Genomic DNA, 17,663 nt, shown 5'->3' on the forward strand with positions numbered 1-17,663 from the left:
ACCCTATTTCACAGATGAAAAACATGAAAATTGAACAGATTTATACGGGATGTTTGGCACAAGGTGCTTATTATATAGAATCACATGGCGAAGTGGCCATTATTGATCCTTTAAGGGAAACACAACAGTATGTCGATAAAGCAACCCTTGAAAAAGCAAAAATCAAATATATATTCGAAACTCATTTTCATGCAGATTTCGTTTCCGGTCATATCGATTTAGCAAAAAAGACAGGAGCTAAAATTGTTTTTGGCCCTACTGCAAAAACAGATTATGATGCCTATATCGCAAAAGATAATGAAGTATTTAAATTAGGAAATATATCCATAAAAGCCCTGCATACTCCTGGTCACACCTTAGAATCGACAACCTATTTGCTGATTGATGAAAATGGAAAAAACCATGCTATTTTCTCTGGAGACACTTTATTTTTAGGCGATGTTGGCAGGCCGGATTTGGCTATAAAATCAGACTTGACAAAAGAAGATTTAGCCGCCATGCTTTACGATTCCTTACGAAATAAAATCATGCCTCTGGCTAATGATGTTATTGTATATCCTGCTCATGGGGCTGGTTCTGCATGTGGCAAAAATTTAAGTAAAGATACCGTTGGTACTCTTGGGGATCAAAAGAAAACCAACTATGCTTTGAGAGCCGACATGACTAAAGAAGAATTTGTAAAAGAAGTTTTAGATGGTATTCCTCCTCCTCCACAATATTTTGCCAAAAATGCCATGATGAATAAATCTGGCTATGATGCCTTTGAAACAGTTTTAAAAAGAGGAAATACACCTTTAAGTGCTAATGAATTTGAATTGATTGCCAATCATGAAAATGCATTGGTTTTAGATGTTAGAACTGAACAAGAATTTGGAAAAGGACACATCCCTAATTCTATTTTCATTGGTTTAAATGGCGGTTTTGCTCCTTGGGTGGGTGCTTTAATTACCGATTTAAAACAGCCCATTTTAATAGTTGCTCCCAATGGCAAAGAAACAGAAACCGTTACCCGATTATCTCGTGTAGGTTATGATAACACACTGGGCTATTTAGAAGGTGGCTTTGATACTTGGTTAACTTCTGGGAAAGACATTGAAACTTTAGACTCTATTTCTGCGGAAGCATTTTCCAAGCAATTTAAAAAAGAAGATTTAAATGTACTGGATGTGAGAAAAGATGGGGAATATAAATCCATACACCTTAAAGGAGAACATGTCCAACATTTTGCTTTAGATTATATTAATACTCATATGAATGCTATAGACAAGTCTAAAACCTATTATATTCATTGTGCTGGTGGTTACCGCTCTACTATAGCTACTTCTATATTAAAAGCTAGAGGCTTTAATAATTTAATTGACATATCTGGTGGTATGCAAGCCCTTAAAAACACCAATGTTCCATTAACAGATTATGTATGCCCAACAACGTTATAATACGAACTTAAATGAAATATAGTGAAAAGAAACATGGGTGATTTAGACAAAGGCATCAGGATTATAATTGCTATAGCTATTGCTGTTTTATTTTATACAAATGTAATTGAAGGTACGCTAGCCTACATTTTAATGGCTTTTGCTATTATTTTTGTACTAACTAGCTTTATTGGTTTTTGTCCAATTTACGTACCGCTTGGAATAAATACTTGTAAAAATAAAAAATAATTCTAAACAATTTCAGCACTCAACCCTGCTTCCAATAGCATGGAACAGCGTGGTTTTAAGTCATCATACAATCCTGTTTTTACAGTACATTTACCTTTATAATGTACAATAATAGAACATTGCTCAGCTTGTTCTACAGAATGATCACAAGCATAAATAAGTGTTTCTATAACATGATCAAAGGTATTTACATCATCATTATAAAGAACAATTTCATTTTGAGTGCTTACTTCTTCTTCAAGTAATAATTCTGAGGTTTTTTCTCTTGTACTCATAATTTGTTTTTTTTTGAGAGTTTTCCTGATGAAAAATATTATTATACTAATATAAAAATTTTAGAGACACCCAATTGTTTCTTTCTAACTTTTCTTCAAATTTTAACTTATGTCTTTCACATTCAGCCTGAATTACAGGTATGTCGTCATTATAAAAACCACTTAAGAACAGTAAGCCATTTTTATTTAAACAAGACACATAAGCTTCCATATCATTAAGCAAAATATTACGATTTATATTAGCTATAATCACATCATAGCTTTTGCCTTTTAATACCGAGGCATCACCTTCTATAACCGTTATTTGTTCACAATTATTTCTTTCAACATTTTCTAAACTGTTCAAATAACACCAGTTGTCATAGTCAACAGCTTCAATAGATTTTGCTCCTTTCATTTCCGCCAGAATGGCCAAAACTCCTGTGCCGCAACCCATATCTAAAACCGATTTATTGATTAAATCAGTTTTTAAGATATGTTGAATCATCATATGAGTCGTTTCATGATGCCCCGTACCAAAACTCATTTTTGGCTCAATAATAATATCGTATTGTGTCTCTGGCTTTTCATGAAAGGGTGCACGAACCGAACACATATTATCAACGATAATAGGATTAAAGTTCTTTTCCCATTCCGCATTCCAATTAACCTGTTCAATGTCATTGAAAACATAACTAATTTCAAATTCAGCAGAGTTTAGTATTTGAATATCATCTAAAATAGCATCGTTCCATTCGCTTTTTTGTATGTATGCTGAAACGCCTTCTTCAGTTTCAACAAAACTTTCAAAACCCGCATAGCCCAGTTCTGCAATTAATATTTCAACGCCTGGTTCGAGTGGCTTTACCTTGAATTCGTAACCTATATAAATTGTATTTGACATTTTTTATTATAGTACCATTGTATTTATTAGTAATGGTATAATTTTTAAAATGCGTTAACAATTGCGAAAAAGTCTTCCGCATTTAAAGCGGCACCTCCTATTAAACCACCATCAACATCTGGTTTAGAGAAAATTTCTTGGGCATTATTTGGCTTTACACTGCCTCCATAAAGAATAGATACACTATTTGCTATTTCATAGCCATATTTATCCGCTAATGTTTTTCTTACAAAAGCATGCATATCTTGGGCTTGCTCTGGACTTGCTGTTTCCCCGGTACCAATGGCCCAAACAGGTTCGTAAGCTAAAATTATTCTTTTAAAGTCCCATGCCTTTAAATGAAATAAGGCATTTTTAATCTGGCTCTCAACAACTTTTTCATGATTGTTAGACTTTCTATCTGCCAATACTTCACCAAAACAAAAAATAACAGTCATCTCATTTTCTAAAGCAGCATCTACTTTTTTAGCTAGCAATTCATCCGTTTCATTAAAATATTCACGACGTTCACTATGTCCTAAAATAACAGTTTCCACACCCACACTTTTAAGCATTGTAGCACTTATTTCTCCTGTGTAAGCACCATTTTTAGCGAAATGCATATTTTGTGCAATCACTTCAATATGGGTATCTTTCAAAGATTGATATGCCTGCCACAAATTTGTAAAGGTTGGTGCTACCATGATAGAAGCATCCGATGTTTTTGTCCATTTTTTTAATTCTGTTATTAACGCTTCGGTTTGCGCTAAATCATTATTCATTTTCCAGTTTCCTGCTACAATTTGTTTTCTCATTACACTCTTAACCTTCCTAATGGGAAGGGACTTTTATTATAATTATTAGTTTAAATTTTATTAATACAAAAATAGTTATTTTAATGCTTCTATAATCTTATTATCATCAGCTTCTATCGCTTTAAATACTTTTATGGTTCCATCTGGATTAATAATCATATAACGTGGAATCCAATCCAGTTCTACAAAAGTTCCAAAAGCACCTTTCCAACCCGATTGCATAAAATAATGTTGTCCTTCAACTTTATATTTTTTGATGCCTTTTTTCCATGACTCTTCGCTTTTGTCTAATGACAAAAACAGATAAGTAACATCTTTAAAATCACTTTGTAAAGCTTTAACTTTTGGCATTCCTTTTATACAATCACTACACCAAGATGCCCAAACATCTATAACAATGGTTTTGCCTTTATTTGCTTCTAAAATATCTTTAAATAGAATAGAATGTCCTTTTAAGTCTATAAAAGTATCACTTAAAGCTTCTTTTGAAAATGTTGTTGGAGTTTCTGTGTTACAACTGAAAAAACTCATTATTAAAATTAATACGTATGTCATTTTTTTCATTTTTAAATTTTTATAATTAGCCTGTTAGTCGATTTTTACTTTCGGATCTAACCAAACATATATAATATCTACTAAAATATTAATAATTATAAATAATAAGGCTATAATCAATACGGCACCCATAATAACAGGTAAATCCAAGGTATTTAAAGCATTTACAATTTCTTTACCAAGTCCGTTCCAACCAAAAATATATTCCACAAAAACAGCACCAGCCAACATAGATGCAAACCAACCTGAAATAGCTGTCACTACAGGATTTAATGCATTTTTAACCGCATGTTTCCAAATAATTTGATACTCGCTTAAACCTTTGGCTCTTGCTGTTCTAATAAAATCTTGATTAAAAACTTCTAACAACGAATTACGCATAAGCTGTATAACAACCGCCAACGGACGAATACCCAAAACAACAGCTGGCAATATTAAATTTTTCCATTTAATATGCATGGCTTCTCCAAAGTCATCAAGTTCATATAAACTCCCCGTCATTTCTAAAGTTGTTAGTTTATGCAAAACATAGCCAAAAAACCAAGCAAATAAAATAGCACTAAAAAATGATGGGATGCTCATTCCAAAGGTACTTAAAATCTGTATGGTTTTATCTAACCAAGTGTCTTTATAAAGTGCTGAAACAATTCCTAAAAACACTCCTATAAGCATCGCTATAATAATAGCTGTCACTGCTAAAACAAAGGTGTTTGGCAGAGTTTCTGCCAATACTTCACTAACGTTTTTACCTTGTTTGGTAAACGATTCCCGTAAATAGGGATACTTTAGAACCGTTGTTATAGTTCCAATAGAAAACAACACTACCGCATTGTATTTATCAGGGTTCAAATAAGTATAATCTTCGGAATTTTTTGAATGAAATGAAATAGGAGACAAATCATTTAAATAATACAAATATTGAGTACTGATAGGTTTATCAAACCCATATTTTTGCTTTATAGTTGCCAATTGCTCACTATCTTCATTCTGGCCTAACATCATTTGGGCCGGGTCGCCCGGAAGCACACTAAATAAAAAGAAAATAACTGTTACCACTCCAAATAAAGTCAGTAATGCATAAAACGTTTTATTTAGTAAATAGTTTATCAGATTCTTAAATTTTATTTTGTATGCGTTATTTGTTTAACTGCGTACTGACGCTCTGTGACTATGACTCATAACTACAACTCCAAATCATCCATATCATTATAATGCAACTTTTGAATCACTGTTCCTTTACTAAGTTTTACAATCCCTGGATTAGAACGAACAACTGTTTTAAGTGCTTTTTCATCACATAAATAAAAATCGAAATCTAATTTATAGGTTTCTTTTATACTTTTTTTAGCATCCTCTCCTGAAGCTGTTAAACCAATGACTGTGTAGCCTTTTCTAATAGCTTCATCGGTCACTTTTTTTAATTCAGTTAAACAGTTTCTATCAATATGTTCCAAACTATAAGAAACAACCATAATGAGTTTGTCTTCACTTAAAAAATAATCTGTTAAGTCTTCATCGTCACTTTCTATTGAAAAATCTTGAATTTTTGGAATGTCTGCCTCTTCAATTATAGTTGTTTCAACTTTAATTATTTTATCATATTTTGTTGGACCACTTCCTCTATCGGTTAATTCTTCTTCTTTTCCATTTAAAGTGTACGTCCAATGATAATCTATGACTGCTTTTTGAGCATCTGCTGGTAACAGCATATTCTCTTTAATATTATCTCCAACTTTATAAGCTCTAAAATCAATTAACGGTAAATGCATCAACACATGATAACCAAACCATAAGCTGATAATAAAACCTAACAAAGCCAAAACCGTTGTTGGCAATTTACCAAATAGTGGTTTTATATATGTAACACCAAAAAACAGGATGAGTATAAAAACCAATAAAATAACATCCTTGATAAAACTTTCTACGGGTTTTAACTTTAAAAAATCTCCAAAGCAACCACAGTCTTTGACTTTATCAAAATACCAAGCGTAAAATGTTAAGAATGTAAAAAACACAATCATAAGCAACAAACTCCAAACCGTGAATTTTGGTTTATAACCTATTAACAGAAACACGCCCAAAACCACCTCAAAAATTACTACAAAAACAGCAATACCTAAAGCATAAGGTTCTAAAAAAGGAAGATTTAAAACATCGGGGGTAAAAAACTCTTGGAGTTTATAAGAAAACCCTAGTGGATCGTTCAATTTTATAAATCCTGAGAAAATAAACAAGGCTCCTACTAAGATTCTTGAAATGTTAATAATGAATTTCATGGTTTTTCGTTTAAATGTATTAGTGCAAAAATGGCATAATTGATCATATCTTGGTAATTAGCATCAATACCTTCACTTACTATGGTTTTTCCGGCATTATCTTCTATTTGTTTAACACGCAACAGTTTCTGTAAAATTAAATCGGTTAGACTGCTTACTCGCATATCGCGCCAAGCTTCACCATAATCATGGTTTTTATCCTCCATTAATTTTTTAGTGATGGCCACTTTTTCAGAATATAATTTAGTAGCTTCTTCAGTTGACAAATCTGGTTGTTCAACAACGCCTTTCTCCAACTGAATCAATGCCATGATGCAATAATTAATAATGCCAATAAACTCACTCACTTCTCCTTCATCTACTTTTCTAACAGCATTTTGTTGTAAACTACGAATGCGTTGGGCTTTTATAAAAATCTGGTCGGTTAAAGATGGTAGCCTTAAAATTCTCCAAGCACTTCCATAATCGCTCATTTTCTTTATAAATAAATTTTTGCAGGTTTCTATAACAGCATCATATTGTTTTGAAGTATCTTGCATTTAAATAAATTGAATTTTGCGTAAATTTCGCTTAAATAGTTTAAAGTTCAAAGTTCTAAACCAAAAGACTTTTACATAATTCCGTTAACTTTGGATTCTCAACATGGAATATTAAATTTTCTTATGACTATTAACTGTAAAGGACAACTTATTGATGTATCGTCTCCAAAAATCATGGGTATTTTAAATATCACTCCTGATTCATTTTATGATGGCGGAAAGTATAAAAATGAAAAAGATGTGTTGCTTCAAGTTGAAAAGATGCTGAATGAAGGCGCCACTTTTATTGATGTTGGCGCTTACAGTTCTAAACCAAACGCCGAACATATTAGTGAAGATGAAGAATTAAAACGCATCTTGCCAATAGTTCATGTAATTTTAAAAACATTCCCTGAAACCTTACTTTCCATAGACACTTTTAGAAGTCATGTGGCGAAACAATGTGTTGAAGCTGGAGCATCCATAATTAATGATATTTCGGCTGGGAAATTAGACGAGAATATGTTGCAGGCTGTTGGAGATTTACACGTTCCGTATATTATGATGCACATGCAAGGCACACCACAAACCATGCTAAAACAAACTGACTATAATAATGTCGTTAAAGATGTTTTATTTTATTTTTCTGAAAGATTGGCTGCTGCTAAAAAATTGGGAATTATTGATGTTATTGTCGATCCTGGTTTTGGTTTTTCAAAAACACGTGAGCAAAGTTTTGAATTACTGAATCATTTAGAATTATTAAAAATGCTTGAGAAACCTATTTTAGTTGGTGTTTCCAGAAAATCTATGATTTATAAAACTTTGGAGACTACACCCAATGAAGCTTTAAATGGCACCAGTATTTTAAATACGATTGCTTTACAAAAAGGAGCGTCCATATTGCGTGTTCATGATGTTAAAGAGGCCATGGAATGCATTAAATTAATTGAGGCGTTAAGGTGTTAGCTGCTTATCTGTTGAATCGTGTAACCATCTAAATTTATAACTCTCTCTAATAATCTATGAAACATATATCACTACTCATTATTATACTGTTTTTTATTTCCTGCGGAAAGGACAAAGTGGTTCAACTTCCTGAAATTAATCATTCAGATATTTCTGAAATACAGGATGTCTCTGCAGCTTATTTATTTTATGACGAAAGTGAACCCGAAGGCATTGAATTAAACAGAAAAAACTTAATAAGCACCACAAATTGGCTAGTAAATGTCGATAAACGTTTAACACTTAAACAAGTGATTCCACAAATAAAATTTCTTCAAAATAAAAAGCAAAATTCGGAGCACAAAAACGAAAATGCCAAAAATTATTTTACATGCAATGACTTGAGTAGAAAAAATCTGGGATTTGTGGAGTTTACTAATGTCGTTTACCATGAAGACTCTTCTGAAACCTACATGTCAAATATTCCAGAATTTAAAGACATACAAAACTTAAAACCCATCAGCTTTAATTTAGATGGGCAAATTTCCATTATCAATCCTAATTCTGAGCCATTTATAATTATGACAAACAAAAATGAGTTGTTAATTGATTTAAAAAAACTAGACACTATTGAAAGTACTTTGTATTTAAATTTCAATAAAATGCTATCTTTTCAAGATTATATTACATATAAATCCATGCTATTAAAATCTGGTTTTAAGCATCTAAAAATATCCAATCAAGAGTTCCTTCATAATTAACCATATTTTACTAAATTTACCAAAACCACACACCCTTGGAAATCTTTAAAGACCTTTTAAAATTTACAGTTATAGATATTATAGATGTTATTTTGGTAGCACTTCTACTTTATTATATCTACAAGCTCATAAAAGGGACTGTGGCCATTAATATTTTTATTGGCATCATCATTATTTATCTCGTTTTCAGACTGACAGATTTTTTAAATATGGCTTTACTGACCGGCATCCTTGGTGGGTTTATGAAAGTTGGGATTATTGCTCTTATTGTGGTTTTTCAACCAGAGATTAGAAAATTTCTGCTCATGGTTGGCTCCACAAATTTCAGTAAAAAAGGAAACCTTTTGGCTCAATTTAAATTTTTAAAAACGGAAACTGGAGATGAAACCAATGTAGAAACCATTATATCTGCATGCAATAAAATGTCTGGATCTAGAACAGGGGCCTTAATTGTTTTTGAACGCAATAATAATTTAGACTTCCTAACGGCCACAGGTGATGAAATGAATATTAAAGTGACTCAACCTATTATAGAAAGTATCTTCTTTAAAAATAGTCCGCTGCATGACGGTGCCATTATAATAAACAATAATATAGTAAAAGCAACCCGTGTTATCCTTCCTGTGAATAATGATAAAGTGATTCCGCAACGTTTTGGTTTACGTCACAGAGCTGCCATTGGGGTTACCGAAAAAACCGATGCCCTAGCATTAGCCGTAAGCGAAGAAACAGGTCATATTTCCTATTTTAAAGATGGGGAATTTGTGTTGTTTAAAGATAATGCTGAGCTTATTGAAATTATTAAAAATGATCTGGCTTAATGCAATGTAAAAATTGTAACATATCATTAATCAACGAAAGTCATTACTGTAATTTTTGTGGTGCAAAGGTGATTAGTAATAGATTAACGCTAAAAAATTTATTTCAAGATTTTAGTGAATCGTATCTTAATTACGACAATACATTTCTTAGAACATTTATTTCTCTCTTTACGAAACCAGAAGATGTTATTGGCAGCTATATTGATGGGGTAAGAAAAAAATATGCAAATGTTGTCAGTTATTTTGCGTTGGCAATAACTTTGTCGGGATTATACATCGTTATATTGAACAAATTTTTTCCTGAAGCAATGGATTTTTCGACAATTGTTAGCCCAGGTCAGGAAGAATTCCAAAGGAAAAATTTGAGTTATGTACAAGAGTATCAATCTATTTTCATGATGCTGTATGTTCCTGTATATGCTATAATGTGTAGATTGTCTTTCATTGGTTTAAATAAATACAATTACACCGAACTACTTGTTGTTTTTATGTATATCCAAGCTCATCTTTCAATTGTTAGTGCCATATTGGGTATTTTTTTATCAGTATTTGGCATTACACAAGGAGAAATGAGTTTATTTCTAATACCTCCAATGATTATATTTACAGCTTTCTGCCTCAAACGATTGTATAACTTAAATTTTCAAACTATTATTCTCAGAACCATTATATTTTTAGTTATTTTAGGAATTGTATTTATCATTTTATCTATAATGATGGCGATTGTTATGTATCTTAATGGTGATTTACAATCCATTATTGAGGCTCAAAAAAAATAAGTAAGAACTTTAAGCTACATCTTCCTTTAAAAACTGAACTTCATATAAATTTCTATAATAGCCATTTTCTTTTTTCAGAAGTTCTTGGTGCGTGCCCTGCTCTACAATTTCACCAGAATCCATAACGATAATTTTATCAGCTTTTTTAATAGTCGCCAATCTATGAGCAATAACAATAGAGGTTCTACCCGTTGTTATTTTATCTGTGGCATTTTGAATAAGTTGTTCTGAATATGAATCTACAGAAGATGTCGCTTCGTCTAATACCAAAATACTCGGATTAGTCACATAAGCTCTTAAAAATGAAATAAGTTGACGCTGACCAGATGATAACATAGCTCCACGTTCTTTTACGTTATAATGATAACCATCTGGTAAACTCATAATAAAATCATGGATTCCTATGTCTTTAGCTGCTTGTTGTACTTCCGCTTCAGTGATGTGAGCTTTATTAAGGGTTATATTACTTAGAATAGTATCTGCAAACAAAAAGACATCTTGTAAAACCACTGCAATTTGATTTCTTAACGAAGACAGAGTCACATCTTTCACATCAATACCATCAACCGTAATAACACCTTTATCTATTTCATAAAAACGGCTTAATAAATTAATGATAGTAGATTTTCCTGCTCCTGTGGCTCCAACAATGGCAACTGTTTGTCCTGACTCCACACTAAAAGAAATCCCTTTTAAAACGGTTTCATCTTCAACATAACTAAAATAAATATCCTCAAAAACAATATCGCCTTTAAAATGGGTTATTTCTTTTGTTCCTTTATCATCAATTTGCGAATTAGTATCTAATATATTAAACACACGATTGGCAGCCACCATACCCATTTGCAAAGCATTAAAATTATCTGCAATTTGGCGTAAAGGCCTAAATAATTTAGGAATGTACATAATAAAAGCAAACATAACGCCTTGAGTTGCTGCATCACTTAAAACCATAGTCAAACCTCCATACCATACAACCAAACCTATAGCTATAGACGACGACAACTCTGCTATTGGAAAAAATATGGAGTTATACCAAATGGTTTTTAACCAAGCTTTTTTATGCCGTTCATTGATCTCTCTAAATTTTTTACTTTCAATATCTTCCCTAACAAAAAGCTGAAGTATTTTCATACCTGTTAAACGCTCTTGTACAAAAGAGTTTAAATTCGACACTTCATTACGCACATCTTCAAAAGCTATTTTCATATATTTTTGAAATAATCTTGACGCGTACATGACTAAAGGTAAAACAGCAAAAACAATTAAGCTCAATTTCCAGCTTTTATAAAACATAAATCCAGAAATAACAATCATGGTAAGCAAATCTCTAAAAATGGTAAACAAACCCTGACCAAAAATATCTGCTATACGTTCCATATCTGTGACAGACCTTGTTATAAGCACACCAACAGACGAATTATCATAATACTTCATTTTAAAACGAAGTAAGTGGTTAAATAATTTTAACCTCACATCTTTTACAACATGCTGTCCTAGCCAACCTGAGTAATATGTAAATACAAGTTGAAAAACGAATTCTAGAATTAAAAGAAATATCATTAAAATGATATAATAGAAAAACCCTTTTGAATCTTTCGTCGTCAAATTTTCATCAATGGCTCTTTGTAATAAATCCGGAGTTAAAGCACCTAAAACAGCAATAGCTAATACAGAAAATAAAACCACGGCAAACACCCATCTATAAGGTTTAATGTGCTTAAAAAGACGTGCGAATAAATTAACGTCAAACTTCTTTTCGTTTGTATCTGCCATTTATATTTTTAGGGTATTTGGATATATAATTTCTGTTAAATATAAAGCATGGGCAGGAACAGAAAATCCTGCCTCACTCCTATTTTTAGATGCTATTATGGCATGTAAATCCTGACTATTTAATTTACCTGTTCCAATGTTTATCATGGTTCCAACAATGGCTCTAATCATATTTCGCAAAAATCTATCTGCCTTTATTATAAAATGAAGTTCATGGTCCTTAAAAAACCATTCCGCTCTCATAATATCACAATCGAAAGTTTTCACATCTGTTTTAGTTTTTGAAAAACATTGAAAATCTTTATACTGAAATAAAATTTTTGAGGCTTCATTCATTTTATCAACATTCAAATCTTGTTTCACATAAAACACATTATCAAATGTAAAGGCATTTTTTTTCAAACATATTTTATATAAATAGGTTCTACTTAACGCATCAAAACGAGCATGGGCCTCTGCTTTCACTTTAAAAATATCATGTATAGCGATATCTTTTGGCAAAAAAGAATTGAGTTTAAAAATCAAATCTTCTTCTTTAAAAACTATGTTGGTATCAAAATGGGCAAACATTTGTGACGCATGCACGCCAGCATCTGTTCTACCTGCACCAACAATAGCGATACTTTCATTTAATAATTTGGACAAACTGTCTTCAACAACTTCCTGTACCGAAATTGCTTTAGGCTGGTTTTGCCAACCATGATACGCTTTACCATTATAAGAAAGTTCAATAAAATACCTCAAGCTATTTTAATACTTTTGTTAAAACGACAAAGATAGACAGATTTGTTAATCTTGCGAAGTTCGCTTTCTTAATTAAATATTAAATATATCCATTTTCACGGAACCTATTTATGACAAAAATATTATTACTTTCTGACACCCACGGTTATATAGATAATGACATACTAAAATATGTAAAACAGGCTGATGAAGTTTGGCATGCGGGCGATATTGGGGATTTAAAAGTGACCGATGTCATAAAAAAACTAAAACCCCTAAAAGGTGTTTTTGGTAATATTGATGACACCAACATACGCATGGAATTTCCAGAAAATAATCGTTTTATGTGTGAAGATGTGGATGTTTGGATAACACATATTGGCGGTTATCCAGGAGCCTATAATGTCAGAATTCGGGAAGCAATCAGATTAAATCCACCAAAGCTGTTTATTTGCGGGCATTCCCATATTTTAAAAGTGATGTCCGATAAGAAGTTAAATTTACTACATATGAATCCTGGAGCCGTTGGGAAACACGGGTTTCATAAAGTTAGAACGATGCTACGCTTTAGCATTGATGGAAGCAAAATTGATGATTTAGAGGTTATTGAATTTCAAAAATAATTTTCAATTATAATCTTATTTTGGCTTTTAATAGAGAAAAATGGTGTCCTATCGAAAAAAATAGGTTACAAACTAGATTGTATTTATTTTTGGACAGATATTAACCATTTCAATAAATACTTATGAAAAAAATCCTACTTACAAACATCAGAGCAATAATAATAGTCTTTGCTTTGACATTTTCAGCGAATATGAATGCTGCTACCACTCCTTTATCCTTTGACAGTTCTTTCTCAGTTCTTTTTGGGAAAAATAAAAAAAAACCTAATAAACCTAATAAACCAGGAGGTGGAGATAAAATTCCATTAGATGGTGGTCTTAGTATCTTATTATTTGGTGCAGCTGCTTTTGGTGTTAAAAAACTACACGGGAATAAAAAAAATGAAATTTAATTCAATTTTTAAAGAAATTCCATTATCTGTAAGGCTTTTTTTAGGAAAGGCCTTACTTTTTTTCTTTATCTGGAAAATCATATATGGCATTTTTTTATATGATTCAAAATTGTTAGATCATCCATTAACAAACCATGTTGCTGAAACTTCTACTCTATTTTTAAATAGCCTAGGTTTTTTATCAGGATTTACAACTGAAAGAGTTGTTACAAATTTTGCTGATAATGGAGAGAAAGTTGAAGAAGTAGCCTCCCAAATATATCACAATAACACACCAGTTTTATATATAGCAGATGCTTGTAATGGTTTAGAGTTAATGGTTTTATATATTGGCTTTATAGTTTGTATGCCTTCCAAAATTTGGCGTAAAATACTTTATATCATTTTAGGTATAATAATTCTTGACATCGTCAATATTCTAAGATGTACTGGACTCATATACTTACGTGAATATTTTCATGCCTATTTTGAATTTGCGCATCATTACTTATTTAAGATTACGGTTTATTTAACTACGTTTTTGATATGGATGTTTTATTCCCGAAAAATTCAAATAAAAAATGAACTTATACAAATCGGATAAGTTTCGTTTTATAGCGGGACTTGTATTTATTATAATTATTTATTCATGCTATTATATCTTTTTTGAAAATGAGTATTTCAATATAGTACCAAAAATAGTGGTTCCGCTTTTTCGATTCACAACCACAATTGCTGTGTATTTTATAGGAACATTTCACCTTGGAAAATTAAAAGATCGGTGGATGTCATCCCTTTGGCACATAGTGCACATATCTGGATTATGTATCATAACCTCTTTAGGTCTATTCAGCTGGTTTATATTTCCAATCCCTTTAAACTTGAAAGAGTTCGCCCTTACAATTCAAGAAATATTAATATCTCCAGTACTATATGTTGCAATGGGTTTACTCAATAAAAGTTTAAAAAAAGTTTCTGTTTATTGAAATAAAAAAAGCCCAAGATCTTCACCTTGGGCTAACGCACTAATACTACTAAGATGTTAGGTTTATCGCAATCGATCTACAGATTTTACGAGATCTTCATCCTTTTTGATGGCTTTATTGGCCAATGCCAAAAAAACGATAGAAACAATAGGAAGAAACATCCCAATACCTTTCTCAGAAGCCTCAGCTTCTCCAGATACAGTTAGAGATTGATACACAAAAAATCCTAGTAAAATAAAGTTTAATATGATGGCAAGTCGTCCCAATACAAATTGAAGCTTCCTGTTTTTAAACATAAATATAGCTAGTAATGAAAATATAGCTGAACCAAAAAACAAACATGAAAACAAAAGGCTGCTTGTTGCAAATACTTCTAAACCATCATTTAATTTCCAAATTGGAAATATAAATATTAAACCTCCAGAAATAATGGCGGCTATTAATAAATATATAGTTTGTATGCGTTGTAACATGTTGTTAAAAAAAAACTTGGAAGCAAAAATAACAGTTTCTTCATAAAATTAGTACTAAAAATTAAAATAAAGTTGTATAATTGCAGTAACAATTCACAACAACCACAGTAGTAAGTTGTTAATTCTTCAGATTAAAAATCATTTTTTCAGAACAATTCAAATTTTTTTTCAAAATAAAATATTCAATTAAACATAAATGTTTGAAATTTCACAGTTAAAGGACAAAAAACTCTCTGATTTACAAGAGATTGCACAAAAATTGAACATACCAAAATATCGTTCATTAAAAAAACAAGATTTAGTCTATCAAATATTAGATACACAAGCAGCTGACCCAAAAGTTGTGAATGAAGTAGCTGAGCCTACCTTATTTAGTGAGGATAAAACTGAAAAAACTAATAATAAGGAAAAAAAGCCTAGAGCGCGTGTACAAAAACCTATTAAAAACACACCCCAACCAAAGAAAGAAGAAAAACCTATAGTAGAGACTATGACGAATGAAGCTCCTACCGAGCCTGTCGCTGAAGTCAAGAATAAGGAAGAACAAAAAACAAAGAATGTTCCAAACCCTAGACCAAAAGACGTTCAAAAACCTCACCAAAAGAGAGATAACAATCCTCAACACAAAAATAAAAACCAAAATCCTAATCAAAATTCAAATCAAAAAAACGGCAATGTGGATGCTGGAAATAAAGACAACAGGAACCGCTACCGCGAGCCAGATTTTGAGTTTGATGCCATTATAGAAAGCGAAGGTGTTTTAGACATTATGGTTGATGGCTATGGTTTTTTAAGATCTTCTGATTATAACTACCTATCATCACCCGATGATATTTATGTATCACAATCCCAAATACGTTTATTTGGTTTAAAAAAAGGTGATACAGTTTTAGGACATGTAAGGCCTCCAAAAGAAGGTGAAAAATATTTTCCTTTAATAAAAGTTATTAAAATTAACGGTCAAGATCCAAATGTGGTAAGAGACCGTGTATCGTTTGAACATTTAACACCTTTATTTCCTAAGGAGAAATTTAAATTAGCAGAGAAACAAAGTACCATTTCTACACGAATTATGGATTTATTTTCCCCTATCGGAAAAGGACAACGTGGTATGATTGTTTCGCAGCCTAAAACAGGAAAAACCATGTTGCTTAAAGATGTTGCAAATGCTATTGCAGCCAATCATCCTGAAGTTTATTTAATGATTTTATTAATAGATGAACGCCCAGAAGAAGTTACAGACATGCAACGCAATGTACGTGGGGAAGTCATATCTTCTACATTTGATAAAGAAGCACATGAACATGTTAAAATCGCCGATATTGTTCTTGAAAAAGCAAAGCGTTTGGTAGAATGTGGACATGATGTCGTGATTCTTTTAGATTCCATAACACGTTTGGCAAGAGCTTATAATACAGTTCAACCTGCCTCTGGTAAAATATTAAGTGGTGGTGTGGATGCCAATGCATTGCATAAACCAAAACGTTTCTTTGGTGCCGCTAGAAATATTGAAAACGGTGGTTCTTTGACTATTATTGCTACTGCATTGACAGAAACGGGCTCTAAAATGGACGAGGTTATCTTTGAAGAATTTAAAGGAACTGGTAATATGGAACTTCAATTGGATAGAAAAATCTCTAACCGCAGAATTTTCCCTGCTATTGATCTTACATCATCAAGCACACGCCGTGACGACTTATTACTGGACGAAAACACCATACAACGTATGTGGGTAATGCGTAAATATCTTGCTGATATGAATCCTGTTGAAGCTATGGAATTCATTAACGAACGTTTTAAACAGACTCGAAATAACGAAGAGTTTTTAATATCCATGAATGGATAAAATATTCTAACCAAACATTAAACATAAAAAGCTTTAACAACCAATTTATTTGTTAAGGCTTTTTTTATGAGCCTTTATAATTAAGTTTTGTCACAACAATTTAAAACAAAAAGACCTCTCAAATACTTGAGAGGTCTTTTGATATTTTAATAAGTTTATGTTAAAGTGCAGCTATATGCTTAGATAACCCAGATTTAAGGTTTGCAGCTTTATTAGCATGAATAACGTTTTTCTTAGCTAATTTATCCAACATAGAAACAACAGAAGTATATAACGTCTCAGCTTCTTTTTTATCAGTTAATTCACGTAATTTTTTAATAGCATTACGAGTTGTTTTATGCTGATATTTGTTTATTGTACGCTTAGTTTCGTTACTTCTAATTCTTTTTAACGATGACTTGTGATTTGCCATTTCTAATTTTTGTTTTTTTTAAAATTGTAGCCCGTAGGGGAATCGAACCCCTCTTACCAGGATGAAAACCTGGCGTCCTAGCCGATAGACGAACGGGCCAAGGATTTTTTTGAGAGCGCAAATATAATTATAAAATTTAAACTTGCAACACTTTTCAAATAACTTGCAACGTTTCCATT

At 31.9% G+C, this 17,663-nt stretch carries 21 protein-coding genes and 1 tRNA gene; 10 read left to right on the plus strand and 12 right to left on the minus strand.

Annotated features, from left to right (window positions below):
- Window positions 1-23 precede the first annotated feature (23 nt).
- Entirely contained in the window at window positions 24-1,436 is a 1,413-nt protein-coding gene (locus DKT72_RS08765) for an MBL fold metallo-hydrolase (RefSeq protein WP_111308426.1), read from the plus strand.
- A gap of 33 nt (window positions 1,437-1,469) precedes the next feature.
- Window positions 1,470-1,664 carry a YgaP family membrane protein gene (locus DKT72_RS08770; RefSeq protein WP_235841676.1) on the plus strand — a complete coding sequence of 65 codons (195 nt, stop codon included), beginning with the start codon at window positions 1,470-1,472 and terminating at the stop codon, window positions 1,662-1,664.
- A 2-nt stretch (window positions 1,665-1,666) separates the two neighbouring features.
- Here DKT72_RS08770 and DKT72_RS08775 read toward each other — a convergent pair whose 3' ends face one another.
- From DKT72_RS08775 to DKT72_RS08805, 7 genes are all read right to left on the minus strand, one after another.
- On the minus strand, window positions 1,667-1,939 hold the full coding sequence (locus tag DKT72_RS08775; protein WP_111308353.1) for an ATP-dependent Clp protease adaptor ClpS: 273 nt from the start codon (window positions 1,937-1,939) through the stop codon (window positions 1,667-1,669).
- Window positions 1,940-1,985: 46 nt separating this feature from the next.
- On the minus strand, window positions 1,986-2,822 hold the full coding sequence (gene prmA, locus DKT72_RS08780; RefSeq protein WP_111308354.1) for a 50S ribosomal protein L11 methyltransferase: 837 nt from the start codon (window positions 2,820-2,822) through the stop codon (window positions 1,986-1,988).
- A 44-nt stretch (window positions 2,823-2,866) separates the two neighbouring features.
- The gene (gene tpiA / locus DKT72_RS08785) at window positions 2,867-3,616 is read right to left on the minus strand and encodes a triose-phosphate isomerase (protein WP_111308355.1); all 750 of its coding nucleotides are present in this window, start codon (window positions 3,614-3,616) and stop codon (window positions 2,867-2,869) included.
- A 75-nt stretch (window positions 3,617-3,691) separates the two neighbouring features.
- Window positions 3,692-4,171 (minus strand): TlpA family protein disulfide reductase, encoded by a 480-nt coding sequence (locus DKT72_RS08790; RefSeq protein ID WP_235841678.1) that lies wholly within the window; start codon window positions 4,169-4,171, stop codon window positions 3,692-3,694.
- Window positions 4,172-4,204: 33 nt separating this feature from the next.
- The gene (locus tag DKT72_RS08795) at window positions 4,205-5,281 is read right to left on the minus strand and encodes an ABC transporter permease (RefSeq protein ID WP_111308357.1); all 1,077 of its coding nucleotides are present in this window, start codon (window positions 5,279-5,281) and stop codon (window positions 4,205-4,207) included.
- Between the two features lie 71 nt (window positions 5,282-5,352).
- Window positions 5,353-6,447 (minus strand): BT_3928 family protein, encoded by a 1,095-nt coding sequence (locus DKT72_RS08800; RefSeq protein WP_111308358.1) that lies wholly within the window; start codon window positions 6,445-6,447, stop codon window positions 5,353-5,355.
- Window positions 6,444-6,986 carry a DUF1599 domain-containing protein gene (locus tag DKT72_RS08805; RefSeq protein WP_111308359.1) on the minus strand — a complete coding sequence of 181 codons (543 nt, stop codon included), beginning with the start codon at window positions 6,984-6,986 and terminating at the stop codon, window positions 6,444-6,446. Before DKT72_RS08805 ends, DKT72_RS08800 begins: the two co-directional genes overlap by 4 nt.
- 123 nt (window positions 6,987-7,109) lie before the next feature.
- Here DKT72_RS08805 and folP point away from each other — a divergent pair, with 123 nt between their 5' ends.
- The 4 genes from folP to DKT72_RS08825 are packed head-to-tail and all read left to right on the plus strand — an operon-like array spanning window position 7,110 to window position 10,274.
- The gene (gene folP / locus DKT72_RS08810) at window positions 7,110-7,934 is read left to right on the plus strand and encodes a dihydropteroate synthase (protein WP_111308427.1); all 825 of its coding nucleotides are present in this window, start codon (window positions 7,110-7,112) and stop codon (window positions 7,932-7,934) included.
- A 56-nt stretch (window positions 7,935-7,990) separates the two neighbouring features.
- The gene (locus DKT72_RS08815; RefSeq protein WP_111308360.1) at window positions 7,991-8,674 is read left to right on the plus strand and encodes a hypothetical protein; all 684 of its coding nucleotides are present in this window, start codon (window positions 7,991-7,993) and stop codon (window positions 8,672-8,674) included.
- A gap of 35 nt (window positions 8,675-8,709) precedes the next feature.
- Window positions 8,710-9,495, plus strand: coding sequence for a diadenylate cyclase (locus DKT72_RS08820; protein WP_111308361.1), 786 nt, complete (start codon window positions 8,710-8,712; stop codon window positions 9,493-9,495).
- On the plus strand, window positions 9,495-10,274 hold the full coding sequence (locus DKT72_RS08825; RefSeq protein ID WP_111308362.1) for a DUF3667 domain-containing protein: 780 nt from the start codon (window positions 9,495-9,497) through the stop codon (window positions 10,272-10,274). The genes DKT72_RS08820 and DKT72_RS08825 overlap by 1 nt, the downstream gene beginning before the upstream one ends.
- Before the next feature lie 9 nt (window positions 10,275-10,283).
- On the opposite strand, the gene DKT72_RS08830 is transcribed toward DKT72_RS08825, so the two are convergent.
- Window positions 10,284-12,050, minus strand: coding sequence for an ABC transporter ATP-binding protein (locus DKT72_RS08830; protein ID WP_111308363.1), 1,767 nt, complete (start codon window positions 12,048-12,050; stop codon window positions 10,284-10,286).
- Window positions 12,051-12,794, minus strand: a complete 744-nt coding sequence (truA, locus tag DKT72_RS08835; RefSeq protein WP_111308364.1) for a tRNA pseudouridine(38-40) synthase TruA — start codon at window positions 12,792-12,794, stop codon at window positions 12,051-12,053.
- Window positions 12,795-12,904: 110 nt separating this feature from the next.
- Between truA and DKT72_RS08840 the strand changes: the two genes are divergently transcribed.
- From DKT72_RS08840 to DKT72_RS08850, 3 genes are all read left to right on the plus strand, one after another.
- Entirely contained in the window at window positions 12,905-13,396 is a 492-nt protein-coding gene (locus tag DKT72_RS08840; protein ID WP_111308365.1) for a metallophosphoesterase family protein, read from the plus strand.
- Window positions 13,397-13,518: 122 nt separating this feature from the next.
- Window positions 13,519-13,788 carry a PID-CTERM protein-sorting domain-containing protein gene (locus DKT72_RS08845; protein ID WP_162623275.1) on the plus strand — a complete coding sequence of 90 codons (270 nt, stop codon included), beginning with the start codon at window positions 13,519-13,521 and terminating at the stop codon, window positions 13,786-13,788.
- Window positions 13,778-14,371, plus strand: coding sequence for an archaeosortase/exosortase family protein (locus tag DKT72_RS08850; protein WP_162623276.1), 594 nt, complete (start codon window positions 13,778-13,780; stop codon window positions 14,369-14,371). Before DKT72_RS08845 ends, DKT72_RS08850 begins: the two co-directional genes overlap by 11 nt.
- Window positions 14,372-14,815: 444 nt before the next feature.
- Here the strand turns inward: DKT72_RS08850 and DKT72_RS08860 are convergent, their stop codons facing one another.
- The gene (locus DKT72_RS08860; protein WP_111308369.1) at window positions 14,816-15,226 is read right to left on the minus strand and encodes a DUF4293 domain-containing protein; all 411 of its coding nucleotides are present in this window, start codon (window positions 15,224-15,226) and stop codon (window positions 14,816-14,818) included.
- 196 nt (window positions 15,227-15,422) lie between these two features.
- Between DKT72_RS08860 and rho the strand changes: the two genes are divergently transcribed.
- Window positions 15,423-17,072: a transcription termination factor Rho gene (rho, locus tag DKT72_RS08865; RefSeq protein ID WP_111308370.1), complete on the plus strand. Its 1,650-nt coding sequence runs from the start codon at window positions 15,423-15,425 to the stop codon at window positions 17,070-17,072.
- A gap of 160 nt (window positions 17,073-17,232) precedes the next feature.
- On the opposite strand, the gene rpsT is transcribed toward rho, so the two are convergent.
- The gene (gene rpsT, locus DKT72_RS08870; RefSeq protein WP_111308371.1) at window positions 17,233-17,484 is read right to left on the minus strand and encodes a 30S ribosomal protein S20; all 252 of its coding nucleotides are present in this window, start codon (window positions 17,482-17,484) and stop codon (window positions 17,233-17,235) included.
- A gap of 27 nt (window positions 17,485-17,511) precedes the next feature.
- Window positions 17,512-17,583: transfer RNA gene (locus DKT72_RS08875), tRNA-Glu, on the minus strand.
- Between the last annotated feature and the right edge of the window lie 80 nt (window positions 17,584-17,663).

Origin of the sequence: Confluentibacter sediminis (genome assembly GCF_003258355.1) — a bacterium.
GTDB lineage: Bacteria > Bacteroidota > Bacteroidia > Flavobacteriales > Flavobacteriaceae > Confluentibacter > Confluentibacter sediminis.